The organism is Arthrobacter sp. OV608 (genome assembly GCA_900110595.1).
GTDB lineage: Bacteria > Actinomycetota > Actinomycetes > Actinomycetales > Micrococcaceae > Arthrobacter.
In genome coordinates, this window is the sequence record FOEZ01000003.1 from 240,070 (window position 1) to 257,658 (window position 17,589).

A 17,589-nucleotide genomic window follows, 5' to 3' on the forward strand; every position below is an offset into this window, starting at 1 on the left:
GTGGACGCTGGTGCGGATCAGGCTAGTCCCGGTGCCGGGCGGTGCAAAGGGGAGAAATGCCCCTACTTTTGCCGCTGCGGCGCCTCCCGGCTCGTGCCAGTCGGAGGGCCTGAAGCCACGCCGGCGGCGCAGTTCCAGCCACCCTCCTCACATCGCCCCAACGGCGGTGTCATTAGGTATCCGGCGCATATTGACTGCCTGTAGCCGGAGGAATAGGTTCTGCGTATTGGGGCCACCAGGAGGGAAAGATTATGCCGAAGTATCTTTTTGAAGGAACGTACGTGGGCCCGGGCGTCAAGGGGCTGATGCAGGAGGGCGGCACCAAGCGGCGTGACGCGCTGGCGGAGGCCCTCAAGTCTGTAGGCGGAACGCTGGAAAGCTTCTACTACGCCTTTGGCTACTACGACGTCCTGGGCGTTTTTGAGGTCCCGGATGATGCGAGTGCCGCAGCACTGTCGCTGCTGATCAACTCGACAGGAAACGTCAACGTCCGCCTGAAGCCGCTCCTGACCGTGGAAGACCTCGACGAAGCCGCCAAGAAGACCCCGTCCTACCGGGCCCCGGGACAGCAGGGGAGTTAGGCACCTGGGTGACGGGCCGCCGTCGTAATGTACGACGGCGGGCCGTCACCTGAGCTTTTAGAGGGGCGGCCAGTTCTCCGCGCCCGGTCCGTCGAACAGCGCGCTGGTGCTGCCCTGGGGCACCACGACGTGGACGGCGTTGCGCTGGATGGTGAAGTCGGTGGGCGTCACGGCCGCAATCTCGCCGTCGAGGTTCACGGGCAGCGCCGGGTCGGTGACCAGCCGCACAGCCCGGCTGGTCACGTGGTGCACGCGGTCGTGTTTGATGAAGCTTCCGTCCTTGAGCAGCCGCGCGATGCTCACGTGTTCCCGGAGCGGCCCGGCCACGATGGCATAGATGTCCAGGGTGTGGTCGTCGATCCCGGCCGTGGGGGAGACCGTGTTGCCGCCGCCGTAATGCCTGCCGTTGCCCACGGCCACCTGCAGCAGGTCCTCGAGCTCCATCGGCTCATGGTCACCCTCGGGGAATTCGAGGCGGGCCCGGAACGACTTGTGCCGGGCATAAGCCGATAACGTGGCGATGCTGTACGCCAATGGGCCGATGTACCGCTTCAGGCGGGGGCTGAGGGCTTCCGTCACAGCCACCGACAGACCCACGGAGGCGACGTTGAGGAAGGGCTCACCGTTGGCGCGGCCGAGGTCGACGTCCACCACCTTCCCGTCGGCCAGGGCAGCGCAGGCCTGGGAAAGATTGCCCGGTATCTCCAGCGTGCGGGCGAAGTCGTTGGCGGTGCCCAGCGGAAGAACACCCAGCACAGTGTTGGTGCCGGCAACCCGGCCGGCGGCGTAGGACACAGTCCCGTCGCCGCCGCCCACAACCACCAGGTCGTGCCCGTCCGCAAGCACCCGGTCAAGCGTTCCGGCCAGGTCCGCCCCGGAGTGCACAGGATGTACCGATGAGATGGGCACGCCTGCCTTCCGCATGGCGTCCACGGCAAGTTCGTGTGCCGCCCCTCGGCGTGATCCGGCGTTGATCACCACGGCGGCAGAGCGAGCGTCCCGGGCAGCCTTCATGTTGGCCATGTTAGGCGGTTGACCTGTGAATTCCTCCGGGGGTGGGGCTTTGTCCCCGATGTTCCAAGGCAAGGCGGTTCTACTAAGGCGACGAGGGAAGATGGGCACTCAGGAAGAACCCTCGATCTCTGGGCCCCCATTCGATGCTTCCCCCGGCCACTTCCACCCGCTCTTTGAGCCCCAGGAGCCCATAGCCTGATGCACCATCCGGATGGCCTTCGGGCGTGCCTCCACCGTCATCGGAGATGTTGAGGGTCAGCGTCCGCGGCTCCCATCGAACATCGATGAGTGCAGTCGTTCCTGATCCGGCGTGCTTGGAGATATTCGTCAGCGACTCCTGCACAACACGGTACGCAGCATGGCCCACGCTGGGATCAAGCCTGCCAGCTTCCCCGGATGCCCTCACGTCCACCTGCACTCCTCCTGAACGGACAGGCTCGATCAGCGAATGGATATCGCCCAGGGTGGGGAGCGGGGTTTGCTGTTCTTCGTCTGAGTTCTTACCGGGTGGCTTCAGCAGCCTCAGGAGGCGGCCGAGTTCCTGCGTCGCCTCCGTGCCAACGGACTCGATCACCTCCAGGGCCTGGGCGGCCCGTTGAGGATCGGAATTAATAACCCTGCGCCCGCCGGCCGCGTGCAGCATCATCACGGTGACGGCATGGGAGACGATGTCATGCAGCTCCGCGGCGATATGGGCACGCTCCTGCGCTACGGCCAGTTCAGCCTTGCGCTGCTCTTCTTCAAGGGCGCTGATCCGTTGCCGGTTCCGGGCCACAAAGCGGCCAAAAGCCCAAGCTCCTCCCATCCACATGACTCCGGTAAAGATGAACCAGGCATCGTCAAAGGGTGTGCCCCGCGACGAAATAAGGACGGGAAGGGCAACCGCGGCCACGAAGGCAGGCACGGAGTACGGCAGCGGCCGGTCCGATGCTACCGCGGCCAACGCAACCAGGACAGCCATGACCGGCATGTAAGGAACGTGGAAGAGGTCTGAGAAATTGAAATAGTTCGGAGTGAAGAACACCACGAAGAGTGATTGATGCAGCAAAAGCACGGCGAACACCATGAGAGGGGCGCGGTGCCTCCAACGGAGCGCGATGAAACCTGATGCTACGTAAACAACAGCTGCCACGGCCATGGCTCCTGACAGCGAGCCAGAAGCGGCCGGAATAAAAGCCGACAGCTCAACGACGAAGGCTACCAGCACCACGGCAAGATCAGACCTGGTAAAGCCGAGTGCCCCCGTGAACCGCGCCGGGCTATGGTTGGCCGCCTTGATCGGCAGAAGTTCTCGGATCATTACCCACCTCACAACCGGGGGCCGTGGGACAACGGCCTTGTCCCCATCCCTAGTCTGCGCCCGCTCGTACCGGACGTCATCCATCCCCGGTATGGCAGTGACGTACACCTGCGGGTTCAGGGGATGTTCCGCAGCCTCTCCCAGGCCGAGTGCCTAAGCAGTACCGTCCGGCTTGACCAGGCCCGACCGGTACGCCGCTGCCACAGCCTGCGCCCGGTCTGCTACTCCGAGTTTCATGAGGATGCGGTGCACGTGCGTTTTCACAGTGGCCTCGCTCAGGAAAAGCTTGCCTGCGATCTGGGTGTTGTTCATTCCGGTGGCAATCGCGGCGAGCACTTCCCGTTCGCGCCGTGTCAGCTGATCCAGCTCGGCGTGGCCGGGAAGGTACGGTTCCGGCCTGTTCGAGAATTCCTCAAGGAGCTTGCGAGTGATATTGGGGTCAAGCCAGCCTGCTCCCTCGGCAAGGGCACGGATGGCGGAGGCCAGGATGCGTGGCGCCGAGTTCTTAAGGATGAAGCCGGAGGCGCCTGCACGGAGGGCGGCGTGGACGGCTTCATCCTCGTTGAACGTGGTCAGGATGAGCACCGGTATTGCTTCCGTGCGGCGGGCATTGAACTCTTCGGATGTGAGGACCCGCGTGGCGGCGACGCCGTCCATCACAGGCATCCGAATATCCATCACCACAACGTCGGGCTGCAGCCCTGCCACCACTTCGACGCCGGCGCGGCCGTCGCCAGCCTCCCCAACCACCTCGATGTCCGGCTCCGACTCCAGCAGCAGGGCGAGGCCGGCCCTGATCAGGGCTTCGTCGTCAATGAGGACCACACGAAGGCGGTGCTTGGCTTCACCGGCCGGCACGGGCCCACCGCTTCGTGTGCCATCCATGAATGGACACTATCCATCCGCGAACTGAAAAGCCACGGTCAGGTGGATCTGGCGGGCGGAGGATTCCTACGCCACGGGATGTAGCTGTTGACCGCGCCGCATCCACTGTGGATGTACGCCGGAATGGCTACCGGGGGTCGACGCGGCACATCGCTTCCGCGATCAACACTGATGGCTATCAACTCCGTGAAGTCGACGTTCATGGACGAGAAAAGCCAAGGAGCACCATGGCCCACAAATCCAGACCACGAACAGCTCGGCTGACCATCACCATCCTCCTCAGCCTCGGCCTCATTGCGACAGCTCCCCCCGAGGGCACACAGGAAAGCACAGTACCTCCAGCACCAACTGGCTGCGACATCCCACATCAGCAGGACCATACGGACACGCCGCTGGAAGGCTCACCGGAACTCTGGAAGTTTCGCCGCCTCACCCAAAGATGAGGCCCTAAAGATCCGTGGCACCACCAGCAAGTGAAAGGAATCATTATGAAAACGCGTCCAGACCCAGCACAGGACATTGAATCCGGCGGCCGCAAAGGCTCGGGACAGCCGGCGGCAAGCGGCGCCATCACCGCCATGGACAGGGTCGGAGCCTTCAGCGGCGCCGCCTTCGTACTGTTGGCCAACGTTGGCAGCGCCTTGGTGGGTGAGGCTTCCACCCGTGTGGAATCGCCCGGACAGCTGATTCTGGATGAGCAGCAGAGAATCGCCGAGAACCCGTGGTCGCACGCGGCGTTTGCTGTGTTGGTCCTCGCTCAGTTGGCCTTCATAGTATTCGTTGGCTACCTGTACTCGCGGTTGCGGGACGCCGGCTGGCTGGCAACCACCGCGCTCGTTGGAGGGATCGCCGCGATCATGGCGTATCTCGTCTCCATGTCCATAGTGATTGCCGTGTTCGTCCTTCGGCATGACATCTCACCGGAGCTGGCCCGGGCGCTCATAGACCTTGATGGAGCCGGACACCTGGTGCAACTACTGCCGCTGGGAGTGTTTGCCCTGTTCGCATCTGCGGCAGCGATGGTGACCGGCGCGCTGGGACGGGTGCTGAGTTGGGCCGGCATGGCGATCGGCGCCACGAGCATTGCCGTGCTCGCCGCAACCGGACTTCCCGCCAACGAGGACTTCTTCCTCTGGCCGTTCCTGGTGGTGGTGCTGTGGATGGCGGTGGTCAGCCTGCGCTGGGGCTTCGCCCGGATCCGCCCCCGGGTCCGGAGTGCCGTCAAGCCGGCGAATCCGGTCACCAGCTAGCTTGTGTGACATGGCAAGCGAACCCGGTAGCAGGCTGCCATGGTTTCCCGCAGCATGTTTCGTCACTCTTCTGCCCTGCAGCATGGTCCTGTGCCTGGATCTTTATCCAGGCACCACCTACATGGACCATTTGTCCTCCACGGTGGTTCTCTTTGCAGGACTCCTTCCGGCATTGAAGCCACTGCCGGGCCGAACGATGCCCGACGCCATGCCGGAGGGGTATCAGGACCAGCTGAAATACGCCATCCGTTGCCGAGTCCTGCCACTGGCCAGTCTGTTCGGTGACTGGCGGGACGAACTCGCACAAAAGCGGGAGACGTATTCGCTGGCCCTCCACGCCTTGCCGGCAGTGACAGCGGTGGTCATCCTGATCGACGTCTATGGTGTTCTCCGCGATCCGGCAGGGGGTCTCTTCTTCCTCTGCTGTGCCGTGGCCACCGCAACATTGGGGGTTGCGGTGTTTGCATTCTCGGCGGTACGGCTGAGGAATATTTACGCGGTGCAGGGCAAGCTGCGCGAACAGATCCTGCTACTGCATGTTGATCGCTGAGACAGGGCACCCGGCCGGTGGACCGCCGTCGTAAAGTACGACGGCGGTCGCTGGCAACATGCGGCGGGGTCACCTTGGGGCGCAACTGGACTCCAACGGCGGGACGAACCGGCGTTAGGAATGCAGTAGGTCAACGGCTCCGGAGGCAACTTGCATGCTTTCCCAGCCACGGCGGGCAGCCGCTGCAGTGGGAGGATCCACCAGAGTCCCCTTGTTCTGCAGGATGGCCACGAGGGTCGCGTTGACGACGTCTTCGCGGAGCTCGTTCAACCAGGTGCCACGGATGTTGGGCATGACCGGCACACGGGCACGGGAAGTAAGTAAGTGCCCGCCTGCCAGAGCGGCTGCGATGCAAAGGGCTCCGACGATGAGGAGCTTAAGGATGTCATCCGGGCTTGTGACCACGACGAACGTGGGCAGGGCAACCAACGCAGCCATTAGACCTAATCGAAGTGCCATGATCTCCCGGGCACTGCCCGCAGCCCTGCGCCGGGCCATCGTTCCGGCCAACTCTGTGTCCCGGACAGCTTGTGCTTTGATACGCCATTCCCGCTGCGAACCGAGGTGGATCCGCACGAGGGCCCGCGCGGCGGCCAGTTCCTCCGGGTTGTCGTCCCGCAGCGCTTCCACCGCCGGATCTGGTTTGTCAGCCCAGGCGCTTCTCAGCCGGCGATCCATGGCGGCCGCCAAAGCATCCAGGCTTAGTTTTGCAGCGCCACCTGCTGCTTCTTCGATGGATGCAGTGACTGCCAGCGCTGTCTGCTCGCGTGCCGTTGGCTCGGTCCTGTGCCCATAGCGTGGCGAGCCGTCGGCGAGTTGGTATTCATTGCTCATCGTTCCCCCAAAGAACTCTGGTCGTAACTGTGGTGCGCAGCGAAACGGCGCTGTTTGTTCCTTTCCTACTAGTGTGTGGGCAGCTGGATGCGTGGTGCGCGATCCTTGGCGAAACCTCGGCGTACCTTGAGGAAATTGATCTACCCATCCGACCTGGTTCTTCTTCCTAGATGCCCTTTCACCCTCGGCCACCTCCTGCTTTCACTGTTGCCACCGCGCGGCAGTCGCAGGATGATCGAAGGTGTTGGGCTCCTGCCGGCCAGGCGGGCCGGAAGAACCACGGCACATGCCCAGCCCCAAGACTGAGGCGGCGAGCGGGCCATGACAGAACGCAACGGGCAGCGGCGGCTGCGGGTGTCCGACGTCAACGTGGTGAACCACCGGACGCTGCGGAAGGCGCTGGGCGGGACCATCGTCGGAAACACCATGGAGTGGTACGACGTCGGGGTGTTCGGCTACCTCATCACCACCATGGGGCCGGTGTTCCTGCCCGAGGCGGACAAGGCAGTGCAGAACCTGTTCCTGCTGGGGACGTTCGCCGCCACGTTTATCGCCCGGCCCCTGGGCGGGATCTTCTTTGGCTGGCTGGGGGACAAGATCGGCCGCCAAAAGGTCCTGGCCATGACGCTGATGCTGATGGCGGCGGCAACGTTCGCCGTCGGCCTGCTGCCGGGCTACGAGGTGCTGGGCCTCTGGGCGGCGGTGCTGCTGGTGGCCACCAAGCTGGTGCAGGGCTTTTCCACCGGCGGCGAGTACTCGGGAGCCACCACCTTTGTGTGCGAACACGCGCCGGACCGGCGCCGGGGCTTCTACGTCAGCTTCCTGGACATGGGCAGCTACCTCGGTTTTGCGGCGGGTGGGGCGGTGGTGTCCGCCCTTCAGCTGACCCTTGGCCAGGAGCAGATGGGGGAGTGGGGCTGGCGGATCCCGTTCCTGGTGGCCGGTCCGCTGGGTATCGTCGCCGTCTACTTCCGGATGAAGATCGAGGAGTCGTCAGCCTTCAAAGCCACGCAGGAAGCCGAAGCCGCGGCGGCCAAGCGTCCCGGCGCCGAAGAGATTCGTCCCATGGGACCGTTGGGCATTGTGAAGGCGCACTGGCGGCCTCTGGTGCTGGCCATGATCCTGGCGGCGGCTGCCAATACGGTTGCCTACGCCCTGACGTCCTACATGCCCACGTATTTGTCCAGCAACAAGGGGTACGACGAGGTCCAGGGGACGCTGCTGACCCTCCCGGTCCTGGTGGCCATGGCACTGTGCATCCCGTTCACCGGGCTTCTCTCGGACCGGATCGGCCGCCGCAGGGTGCTGTGGATCGGGGCGTTCAGCACGGTGGTGTTCGCGGTTCCCGCGTTCCTGGCGATAGCGGTGGGCAGCCTTCCAATGACATTGCTCGGCCTGGCCCTGATTGCCTTCCCGGTGGCGTTTTCGGTGCCGAACCTCGCCTCGGCGCTGCCTGCCCTGTTTCCCACCGAGCACCGCTATTCAGCCATGGGAATCGCCTACAACCTGGCAGTTGCCATCTTCGGCGGAACTGCCCCGTTCATCATCGCGGCCCTCATTGAGCTGACCGGGGACGATATGGCGATTGCGTACTACCTCATGGCCGTGGCCGTGGTGGCCGCCGTGGCCATCCGGTTCCTGCCCGAATCGGCCGGGCGGAACCTGCCCGGGTCGATGCCCAGTGTGGATTCGGAGGAAGCCGCCCGGAAGCTGGTGGAGACGCAGGACAACAACCCGCTGCTGGACCTGGACTCGCTGCCGTTCGAGAGTTTGGAGATCGCCCGGGATTCGCACAAAGGACGGCCCGGAAGGTGATGTAGAGCAGGGACGTACGACGGCGGGACTTGCGTGAGTGCCGCCGTCGCCGATGGCTCAGAGCTGCAGGCCGGCCCTGACCTGGATGAGGGTGAGGTCCAGCAGCGGCGTGGGAACGTTGAGGCCGCGGGCCCTGCGGGCGAGGTCGCCGAGTATGTGTTCAGCTTCGGAAGGGAGCCCCGCGCTGAGATCCCGGTAGAGGGAAGAAGTGAATGCAGAGCCCGGCTCGGTGAGTATGCCCACCGCCTGTGCATGAGCGGCGTCGGAAACTGGATGTCCCGCCGCGGCCGCCACCGCTTCGGTTTCACTGATGGCCTTCAGGATCCTGGACTGCCCGCCGGCCTCGATGATCCGTCCCACCGGCGCCCGGAACAGGCAATTGACAATCCCTGCGGCGGCGATGAAGGCCCATTTGTCCCACAGGGCGCCCCTTACGTCGTCCACTACCGAGAAATCGACGGCGGGCACGTTCAGAGCTTCGGAAACCTCCGGAGGGACAGGGTTTCCGTTCAGCCCGCCCACCATGAGGGAGGTGAGGGGCACCTGCTGGCGGACCACATCGCCGTCGAGCGTGGCGACAATCCGCGCCAGGCCGCCGAGCACCTGCCCCGGGTACTGCTGCTCCAGCCGGTCCACGTGGGCCATGCCATTAAGGATCGGAATGATGGCGGTTTCCGGCCCCACGAAAGCGCCGATTTCACTCACGACGCCGTCGAAGGCCGTGGCTTTGACGGTTATGAGGATCAGATCGAACGCCCCTGACGCGTCGGGGGCGGTAATGGTTTTCACTGCGTGTGTCCGGTCACCGGCGGGGGAGACGAAGCGTAATCCGTCGCGGCTGAGGACCTCCTGCTTGCGTGGCCGCACCAGGTACGTGACATCCCGTGCTGCCTCCTGCAGGAGCGTTCCGAACGCCCCGCCTGTTGCTCCGGCTCCGACGACGAGTATCCGCATGTGTGGTTACCTTTCCGGTAATTTTCGAAGAATGTTGCCCGGGCAAAGGAGCCGGGAATAGCCGATGGGCCCCATTCAGGGTAAGGCGGCGTGCTGCTTAGGGCAGGTCTTGGATCAGGTAGTTGGCCACGGTCTCCGGGTTGGCCAGTGCCAGGAGGTGGCCACCGGGGACGACGTCCGGCTCCAGCCCGAGGCGTTCGCGGGCGACTCGTCTCTGGAAGTCGATCGGAAAGAACCGATCTGCCTCTCCGGCGAGTATTCGGATTGGAATTTTGGGCCATTCGTCGAAATTGCACACTGATTCGAAGACTGCATTTGCCTCGGAGCGTTGATGCTTTTCTCCTTCGGCGGCGACGTCCGGCGGGACGTCGTGCAGGAAGTAGGTGCCGACGTCGAACTCGGTACTGTAGCCGTGGGCTTCCGCCGCGCTTCGCTGCGCCACAGCCCACCCGGTGTTCTCCCACCATGCACCGGGAGTCTCGCCCGGGACGGGGATCATGGCATTGACGAGGATAAGCTCTCGAACAGCCGCCCGGTTACAAACCAGCGGCGCTGGGAAGGCGCCCAACGACTGAGCGACGAGCACCACATCCTGGCGCTCACCGATCGCCTCGAGAACCAGGTTCGTGTATTCGGGCAGACCGGCGCTTTCGTCGTCGCCTGGCAGGTCGACGGCGAATGCTTCATGGCCGGCTCTTTGAAGCAGGGGGACCACACGGCTCCAGTACCAGGCCGCGCCACCTGCACCTGGGATCAGGACGAAGGTACTCACTGCTGATTCCATCTGCTCATTCTCGCCTGAGGGCAGGGAAAAGTGGGAGCAGGGTGTCCTCCAGAGGCCGCTGTGAAGGACACCCTGCACGGTCCGGCTACTGCTGGTTCAGCCATTCTTCGAAGCGTGTGTTGTAAATGGTCGCTTCGCCTCCGGGAAGCAGTTCGCCGTCCTGAAGCATTGCGTTGAAGTAGCGTGCGGTACGGTCAGTGACAACCTCGCGGGGGTCGCCACGGAAGCTGAGGCCCCTGCGGATGAGCTCATCGAGACCGAACTGCTCGGGCCCGGCCACCTCAACGGTGGCGTTTTGTGGACTTCCGACGGCGGTGCGTGCAACAGCGGTGGCCACGTCCTCTGCGGCCATGGGCTGGATCAGGGCGGGTGACAGCCGAACAGTGTTTCCCTCGGTCGCGGCCTGGGCGATGCTTTTCACGAACTCGAAAAACTGCGTCGCGTGAACAATCGAATACGGGACGCCTGATTCCTTGATGAGCTTCTCCTGGGCGATTTTCGCCCGGAAGTAGCCACTCTCGGCCAGGCGCTCCGTGCCCACCACCGACAGGGCGACATGGTGCCCGACACCGGCCTCCTTCTCCGCGGCGAGCTGGTTGCGGGTGGAGGTGGTAAAGAAATCCAGCACGGCCGCATCTTCAAACGAGGGCGAGTTCGACACATCGACTAGAGTGTCCGCTCCCTGCAGCACGTCCGCGAGGCCCTCGCCGGTGAGCGTGTTCACCCCTGAGTCAGGGGAGGCGGCCACGGCTTCGTGTCCGCGTTCGCGGAGCTTGCTGACGAGTTTCGAGCCAATCAGGCCAGTACCGCCGATAACTACGATCTTCATGATCTTCCTTTCGATAAGTTTGTGAGGGGATGCGGTGACATCGAGCTACAGGCCGTGCTGGGACGTTGAGTTCAGCCAGTCCTTGAGGGTGATGTCCCCAATGCGGGATTCACCCAGGGGAACGATGCTGGTTTCTTCGATCGGTATGCCGAAGTAGCCGGCTTGGGGATCAGTGACTACTGGGCGCGAATCATTGCGGGCCGCGAGAACCCGACCTACGAATTCATCAAGTCCGGCGCGCTCAGGGCCCGCCATTTCAAGGACGCCGTCAATTGCGGGCGAGACGGCCGTTTCCGCCACGATGCGGGCAACGTCGGCGGCGGCCATCGGCTGCATCAGGTGATTTGTCACGTAGACCGACCCGTCGCGTGTTCCGGCGTCGGCGATGAGCGGGATGAACTCGAAGAATTGGGTGGCCCGCAGAATGGTGTACGGGACTCCGCCTTCCCTAACTGCCTTCTCCTGTGCAGTCTTTCCGGCGAAGTAGCCGACGCCGATGCGGTCAGTTCCCACAACGGACAGAGCCACGTGATGCCGCACGCCGGCCCTTTTTTCGGCCGCGAGAAGGTTGCGGGATGAGGTGGAGAAGAAGGGAACCACTACCTTCTCATCGAAATCGGCGGTGTTCGTCAAGTCGACAACGACGTCCGCCCCGACCATCGCCTCATCCAATCCCTGGCCGGTCACGGAGTCGACCCCGGTGGAAGGGGACGCCGCTTTCGCCTCATGGCCCTGACTGCTGAGGATCTCCACAACCTGCTTGCCGATCAGCCCAGTGCCGCCGATTACAACGATCTTCATGATGATCTTCCCTCCGATAATGGCTGAGCGGAATGCAGTGGCATTCCTTCCACCAGCTATGACCGGGTACCGGATCAATCTGTGACAGGCTTTGGAAAAATGCGCTGTAAGGCCGGCAGGTCAGGCGCCGGCCCTCGTCACGCCGGAGAGTTTGTCTGGATTCATCGTCCACAACAGCCGATCAATACCATCGGCAGACGCCGTGAGCGTCACCACCGCAAACACCACCCCGTCCTGGACCAGCCGTGCCGAGGGCCGGCCGTTGGCCATGAACGGCTGGGTATCCACGCCAAGCCAGAAACGCGACGCGAAAGCCTGGTAGTACTTCGCCACCCGTTCCCGTCCCACAACAGGGAACTTGGAAGCCCGGACCTTGCCGCCGCCGTCGGAGTAACTGACCACGTCGGCGGCGAACAGTGCCTCCAGCGCAGCCAGGTTTCCGGTCCGGGCCGCAGCCAGGAATGCCTCCAGCAGTTGCCGTTGCTCACTCACGCTCACCTCGGCGCGTTTCTCTTCGGCAAGGCGTTTGCGGGCGCGGCTGACCAGCTGGCGGGCATTCCCTTCGGTCTGCTGGATGACCTCAGCGATCTGCTCATACGGGTAGTCGAACGCCTGCCGCAGCACGTACGCCGCCCGCTCGGTCGGCGACAGCTTTTCCAGTATCAGCAACACCGCAAACTCGAGCGCTTCACCGTGCAAGGCGCCCAGTTCAGGGTCGGCGCTGGTGTCCACAGGCTCGGGCAGCCAGGGACCCACATACGTCTCACGACGGACACGTGCCGACTGCCCAACATTGATGGCTAGCCGGGTGGCGGTGGTCGCCAGGAACGCCGGCGCATGCCGGACCAGGCTGCGGTCGCAGGTCTGCCATCGAACCCACGTCTCCTGGACGACGTCCTCCGCCTCGCTGACACTGCCGAGCATGCGGTAGGCGATCCCGAACAATCGAGGACGGACCTCGGCGAAAATTGTTGATGCCGTTTCCAATTCGTCCGTTGACCCGGCGTCGGCATCCATGCGCCCAATATTACTGCTGCGAGGATCTGACCCTCGCGATGAAATTCCGGGGCTACTCCGCCTCGCCCACAGCTGCAGCTCCTAGCTGGCAAGGTTTTGGGCGACGACGGCGCGCAGGTCCTGCTGGTGTGCTGCTCCTGGTTGCCTGGTGAGCACAAGGCGGAGCAGTGGCTGGCGCTGAACGAGACTCGGGCGATCGAGAACAGCGTGTGTGTGGCAGTGTCTGCAGGCGCCGCCGGTGACGGTGGGGCGGAGCGTGCAGGTGGACCCGATGGGGGTTGTCGAGGCTGACCCCTAGGCTGGCTGCCGGTGACCGGGCCGCGGAGATTTCGCTGTGAACTGTAGAGCGAGTGCAGGAGGTGGCAGGATTTTCAATTCATCCGTCTGTCCGAGTCCCAATTCGTAGAGGACGGGATCACGTCTTATGCTGATCGAGCCAACTGCGAACAGCGCGGTGGGATCCTAATGATGGCGAGCCTCTATTAGACCCGAGGTACTTCATTCAAGGGGTTGGGGCGGCATGTCGAACGACATCAAATACGAATACAAGTCTGTTCAGGCCGTGCGCGGTTTTGAGAGCCGTTCCATCGCTAAGGAGCAGAAGGAAGGCAGCTGGGAACTTGTCGACCAGACCCATGGGACGCTTCGGACCACACTGAAATTCCGGCGTGTAAAGCCAGAGACACCTTTGTCGAAGGCGTGGGTCGTCTTCCGGCGACTGGAGCCCGCCAAGCAACGTGCGATCGTCGCAGGAATGACCATTCTCCTGCTAATAGCGGCAGTAGGCATTGGCGTCTCTGCAGCACAGGAAAAAGGCGACGCTAAGTCGTCCGACTCCGTGGCCCTGAGTGAGACGCCAGCCCAATCGCCGGCTCCCACGGTGGCCGAAGAAACCGGTCAGGTGATCACTCCGGACACTGTTGCTACCAAGCCAACCGATTCGACTGAGACCTCAGGCCCGTCGCCTGCTCCCAATGGGGCTGAAGAAGTCGATCAGGTCATCACACCCGAGAACAACAAAGAATTCGCTGCACTCCTGGCCACCACCGACACCTGCGGTCCCTCGATTGCGGATTTCGCGACCAAGTACCACGACCGAAAAATCGAGTTCGACGGCTCGATAACCAACTTGCAGCAATATGAGAAGTACAAGACTCGGTATGAGATCCTTCTCGGTCCCGGAGACGCGGGGCCAAAGACCACAGTTGGCCCTAACTTCAAATACGCAAACGTGAACATGTTCGACCTCAAGTTCACTGACAGTAGCGTTCCGTCCTACGTGACCGAAGGCGATAAATTCCGCTTTGTCGCTGAAGTTGGCGAGTACAAGCCCAACCAGGGTTGCTTGTTCTTTCTGACTCCAGTCTCCACGACAGTTCGGTAGAGCCATCGGCCTCACGAAAAATGACACGGTCGGAGTCAGAGAGCCGGCCCCGCACCGCCCGGCCAAGCAGTACGTCCATGGGTTCAGGGCGCGCCTGTTCCTGCCTGCGCCGACGTAATGGATCTGAACGCGCCGTTGCGCCCCGTTTTTTCAGGGGCAGTGTCGGCTCAAATAGCTTTCGACAGCGGTGTCCCCGGCTCCGTCTCCTGGCACGCCGCTGCCCGTGTCTCGGGAGCCGAAACGGCTGTAGGTTCCGCGGTTCGCAATACGCGGGCACATAGACTCCCTTCTATGCGCGTCTTCGACATTGCCTTCGACTACCTGCTCGACACCACGCCTCCGGGAAAGGACCCGGACTCCCATAGTCCGCGGCTCAAGGCTGACCATCAGCTGCTCTGGAGGAAGGAGCTAGGCGAGGGGCAGCTGTTCGAACTGGCGGTCTCGGAAGATCCGAAGGTGCGTCGGAAAAACTACCTGATTTTCGAGCAGACGCCCGACAAGTGGTTCACGGTCGGCAGTGACGCCATCACGAACTCCTACACCAGGTGGGGAAAGCCCAGGGCCTTGGTCGAGACTAAGGCCGAGTTGAGTGAGGAGCAGAAGCGCCGCTATTTCAACCCGCCGTACACGATCGGCAGCGCCATGATCTGGCCCGTCAGGAAAATACACCTGCCCACCCTCAACACCGCCAGGGGAATGCGGATACGGATTGCGGACCGGATGGACCTGACTCTGGAATGCATCCGGCGCCACTACGCCAAGGAGCCAGGCAGCCCCCTCGACGATGTCACCACTAACTATGGGGACTTCTTCGAACTCTTCTGCACGTTCGAGAAGTTCGTGGAGTTCTTCCACTTCCAGGATCTCGTGACGCCGGAGGGAAAGATTGACTTCTTCCTCGATGAGGATGAGGACAAGGTCTTCACGCGCCTCGGCGTCCCGGTCACGAAGGACGAGTACATCAGGGTTCGGGAAGCATCGCTGAAATTCATAACGCTGCGGGGCAACCGGATGGCCGACTGGGTCGAGGAGAACCACCCCGACATTGAGGTCCGACGGGGATAAACATCGTTCCCACCAGTCCCTGACGACAAATCTGAGGTATGAATGGGCCGCGGATGAGAAACCGCTTCGGGGAAAAGCCTCGTGTAGCTGAACCTGATGTTCGGTCTCCCGGCGACCACTCTTGCCGCTTGGCCACCGTTCGCACGCGATCCTCCTTGATCCAGGCAACCGACGTTCGGTCCAGTCACACGAGGGATGCGCCGGGCTCAGCCAGCCACCGCCGCTTTCGCTGCCTCCTTGGCGTTCATCCACTCACTCAGCCAGGGCGCGCGGACGCTGGACGTGATCCGGCAGTCGGCCACGAAGGTGCCCTGAGCTCCGGCGTCGATCCAGTCCGTGAGCGCCGAGAGGTCCGCCAGGGACCGGATGATCGCCGACTCGGCGCCCAAAGCGCGGGCGATCCCGCTGAAGTCCACCTCAGGAATCAGCATCGGCTTTTCGGTCAGGCCCTGCGAGCCGTACTGGTGGATCTCCGCACCGTAGGCGGCATCGTTGTAGATCACCACGATGGCGCTCTTCGCCGCGCCGATGAGTGATTCGAGGTCGGCAAGGCCCATCAGGAATCCGCCGTCGCCGGAGGCCAGCACCAGGGTGCGGCCGTCCTCCACCGCGCGGGCTGCCCCCACCGCGCTGGCCAGGCCCAGCCCGATGGCCTGGAACGCGGTCCCCACCATCACCAGGTCCTGCGGCCGCGGGATGTTCCAGTACATCGGTGCCCAGCCCACGAAGTGCCCACCGTCCTGGACCACCGTGCGGCGCTCCGGCAGCACGGCGTCGAGTGCCGTCGCGAGGGAGCGCGGGTCCAGCCGGCCGTCCGGCGTCTCGTCCGAGCCCGGGTGATGCCCCGGTCCCGCAGCCAGACGCTTAGAAGCTTCCGCGCGCCAACCTTGAGCCGAAGCCGCGCCATCAAGTAGGTGAAGAAGACGTGCCGCGGCGGACTTCGCGTCTGCGTTGACGAACAGGTCCACCCGGGGATTCGTGGGCTGCAGCGCGGCGTCGATCTGGATGACGGTGCTGTCCGGGCCGAGCAGGTGCCCGAACCGCATGGTGAAGGGGCTCAGGCTCGCCCCGGCCACCAGCACCACGTCGGCCTCGCCCATGAGCCCGGCCGCGGTGTCCGTGCCGAAACCGCCCGCGACGCCGAGGTACCCCTCGCCGTTGAGGAGGTTGAGCGCCAGGGCGGTTCCGGCGGTCAGGGCGCCGAGCCGATCGGCGAGTTCCCGGAGCTCCGGGCCGGCTCCGGCGAGGTGCGCACCGCGGCCGGCGAGGATCAGCGGGCGCCTGGCCCCGGCGAGCAGGCGGGCTGCCTGCGCAAGGCCGCGGTCGACGTCGTCCGCCACCTGAGCCGCGAGCAGCGCCGGAAGTTCCTCGTCCGCAGCCTCAAGTGACGCAAGGTCATAGGGAATGGCAATCACGACGGCGGTGCGCTTGGTGAGTGCGTACTCCACCGCCTGTTGCGTGATGGAGCCGGCGGCGTCGCGGGTGACGGTGAAGGTGGCCGCGCCGAGGCCGGCGGCGATGGCCGCCTGGTCCACATCTTGCGGCCGGGCGCCGCTGCTCGGGGCGTCCCCGGTGACGAGCACGACGGGGATCTGCGCCTGGACAGCCTCGGCCAGTGCGGTGAGCGCGTTGGTGTAGCCGGGGCCGTAGGTGGTGGTGCCCGCTGCGAGCCGTCCGGACGTCCGGTAGTAGGCGTCGGCCGCGGCGATGGCGGCGCCCTCATGCCGGACGGCGGAGAAGCGCAGGCCCATCTTTTCGGCGGCGTCCAGGAAGTAGACGTTGCCGTTGCCCATGACGCCGAAGACGTCGCTGAGGTAGCTGCTGAGAACCTGTGCCACGCGGCCCGAGACGGTGAGAGTAGTCATGCAGGAATCCTGCGGGCCGGCTTGCGGATAAGCAATAGAGCTGGATTTGGCTGGGATTATTGGCAGTCGGGAACAGGAGTAATTGAAAATATGCCTACTTGTGGCCTGCGTCACCCGCGAATTCATCCGATGGATGGGATTCCTGCTTCGAGAGCCGGTTCAGGAGGCCGTCGTACCGGGGCGGCATAAGTTCTACGACGGAGATTGCGGTGCTGGTCCGCTGGATTCCGTCGATGGCCAGGATCTGGTTGGTGATGCGGTAGAGGTCGGCCGTGCTCCGCGCAACTACCTTGGCCATGAGGTCCGCGTCGCCGGTGGTGGCGTGCACCTCTATCACCTCCGGGATGGCCGCGAGCCCGTTCTCCACTGCACCCGCCCGCGTCTGGCTGATGGCCAGTGAGAGGAAGGCCATCAGGTCGTAGCCGAGCGCGGCGGGGTCCAGCCTGCGGCTGAAGGAGCGGAGCGCGCCGCTGCGCTCGAGCCGCGACAGCCGGGCATGGACGGTGTTCCGGGCGACGCCGAGCGTCCGGGAGAGTGCCAGGGCGCTGGCTTCGGGATCCTTGTCCAGGGCCAGAATGATCCGGCCGTCGAGCGAATCCAGGGTGCGGGAGTTAGCGATGGTCATATTTTCACCACATGCAGTAGAAGTTGAGCAGAAGTC

General features: G+C 63.7%; 17 protein-coding genes. 6 read left to right on the top strand and 11 right to left on the bottom strand.

Annotated features, from left to right (window positions below):
• Positions 1-251 precede the first annotated feature (251 nt).
• Entirely contained in the window at positions 252-581 is a 330-nt protein-coding gene (locus BMX78_RS05930) for a GYD domain-containing protein (RefSeq protein WP_091417596.1), read from the top strand.
• Positions 582-638: 57 nt separating this feature from the next.
• On the opposite strand, the gene BMX78_RS05935 is transcribed toward BMX78_RS05930, so the two are convergent.
• The 3 genes from BMX78_RS05935 to BMX78_RS05945 form a co-directional block, all read right to left on the bottom strand.
• A complete protein-coding gene (locus tag BMX78_RS05935) occupies positions 639-1,604 on the bottom strand; it encodes a lipid kinase (RefSeq protein WP_502686274.1) in 966 nt (321 codons plus the stop codon).
• A gap of 73 nt (positions 1,605-1,677) precedes the next feature.
• On the bottom strand, positions 1,678-2,895 hold the full coding sequence (locus tag BMX78_RS05940) for a sensor histidine kinase (protein WP_170850701.1): 1,218 nt from the start codon (positions 2,893-2,895) through the stop codon (positions 1,678-1,680).
• Positions 2,896-3,048: 153 nt separating this feature from the next.
• Positions 3,049-3,780 (bottom strand): response regulator transcription factor, encoded by a 732-nt coding sequence (locus BMX78_RS05945; protein WP_091417602.1) that lies wholly within the window; start codon positions 3,778-3,780, stop codon positions 3,049-3,051.
• A 488-nt stretch (positions 3,781-4,268) separates the two neighbouring features.
• Here BMX78_RS05945 and BMX78_RS05950 point away from each other — a divergent pair, with 488 nt between their 5' ends.
• Positions 4,269-5,030 (top strand): hypothetical protein, encoded by a 762-nt coding sequence (locus BMX78_RS05950; RefSeq protein ID WP_091417605.1) that lies wholly within the window; start codon positions 4,269-4,271, stop codon positions 5,028-5,030.
• 82 nt (positions 5,031-5,112) lie between these two features.
• Positions 5,113-5,580, top strand: coding sequence for a hypothetical protein (locus BMX78_RS05955; protein WP_211482549.1), 468 nt, complete (start codon positions 5,113-5,115; stop codon positions 5,578-5,580).
• Positions 5,581-5,694: 114 nt separating this feature from the next.
• On the opposite strand, the gene BMX78_RS05960 is transcribed toward BMX78_RS05955, so the two are convergent.
• Positions 5,695-6,414 (bottom strand): hypothetical protein, encoded by a 720-nt coding sequence (locus tag BMX78_RS05960; protein ID WP_091417610.1) that lies wholly within the window; start codon positions 6,412-6,414, stop codon positions 5,695-5,697.
• Between the two features lie 321 nt (positions 6,415-6,735).
• Between BMX78_RS05960 and BMX78_RS05965 the strand changes: the two genes are divergently transcribed.
• The gene (locus BMX78_RS05965) at positions 6,736-8,229 is read left to right on the top strand and encodes an MFS transporter (RefSeq protein WP_091417612.1); all 1,494 of its coding nucleotides are present in this window, start codon (positions 6,736-6,738) and stop codon (positions 8,227-8,229) included.
• A 57-nt stretch (positions 8,230-8,286) separates the two neighbouring features.
• Here BMX78_RS05965 and BMX78_RS05970 read toward each other — a convergent pair whose 3' ends face one another.
• From BMX78_RS05970 to BMX78_RS05990, 5 genes are all read right to left on the bottom strand, one after another.
• Entirely contained in the window at positions 8,287-9,183 is an 897-nt protein-coding gene (locus tag BMX78_RS05970) for a 2-dehydropantoate 2-reductase (RefSeq protein WP_091417615.1), read from the bottom strand.
• A gap of 97 nt (positions 9,184-9,280) precedes the next feature.
• Positions 9,281-9,967 (bottom strand): alpha/beta fold hydrolase, encoded by a 687-nt coding sequence (locus BMX78_RS05975; RefSeq protein ID WP_091417617.1) that lies wholly within the window; start codon positions 9,965-9,967, stop codon positions 9,281-9,283.
• Positions 9,968-10,052: 85 nt separating this feature from the next.
• Entirely contained in the window at positions 10,053-10,796 is a 744-nt protein-coding gene (locus BMX78_RS05980) for an SDR family oxidoreductase (RefSeq protein WP_091417619.1), read from the bottom strand.
• 45 nt (positions 10,797-10,841) lie between these two features.
• On the bottom strand, positions 10,842-11,597 hold the full coding sequence (locus BMX78_RS05985) for an SDR family oxidoreductase (RefSeq protein ID WP_091417621.1): 756 nt from the start codon (positions 11,595-11,597) through the stop codon (positions 10,842-10,844).
• 120 nt (positions 11,598-11,717) lie between these two features.
• Entirely contained in the window at positions 11,718-12,614 is an 897-nt protein-coding gene (locus BMX78_RS05990; RefSeq protein WP_091417624.1) for an RNA polymerase sigma-70 factor, read from the bottom strand.
• 520 nt (positions 12,615-13,134) lie between these two features.
• Between BMX78_RS05990 and BMX78_RS06000 the strand changes: the two genes are divergently transcribed.
• Positions 13,135-13,998, top strand: a complete 864-nt coding sequence (locus BMX78_RS06000) for a DUF4839 domain-containing protein (protein WP_091417627.1) — start codon at positions 13,135-13,137, stop codon at positions 13,996-13,998.
• Positions 13,999-14,289: 291 nt separating this feature from the next.
• The gene (locus tag BMX78_RS06005) at positions 14,290-15,063 is read left to right on the top strand and encodes a DUF6994 family protein (RefSeq protein ID WP_091417630.1); all 774 of its coding nucleotides are present in this window, start codon (positions 14,290-14,292) and stop codon (positions 15,061-15,063) included.
• Positions 15,064-15,269: 206 nt separating this feature from the next.
• Here the strand turns inward: BMX78_RS06005 and BMX78_RS06010 are convergent, their stop codons facing one another.
• The gene (locus tag BMX78_RS06010) at positions 15,270-16,928 is read right to left on the bottom strand and encodes a thiamine pyrophosphate-binding protein (RefSeq protein WP_091417633.1); all 1,659 of its coding nucleotides are present in this window, start codon (positions 16,926-16,928) and stop codon (positions 15,270-15,272) included.
• Positions 16,929-17,022: 94 nt separating this feature from the next.
• The gene (locus BMX78_RS06015) at positions 17,023-17,553 is read right to left on the bottom strand and encodes an Lrp/AsnC family transcriptional regulator (RefSeq protein ID WP_091417672.1); all 531 of its coding nucleotides are present in this window, start codon (positions 17,551-17,553) and stop codon (positions 17,023-17,025) included.
• Between the last annotated feature and the right edge of the window lie 36 nt (positions 17,554-17,589).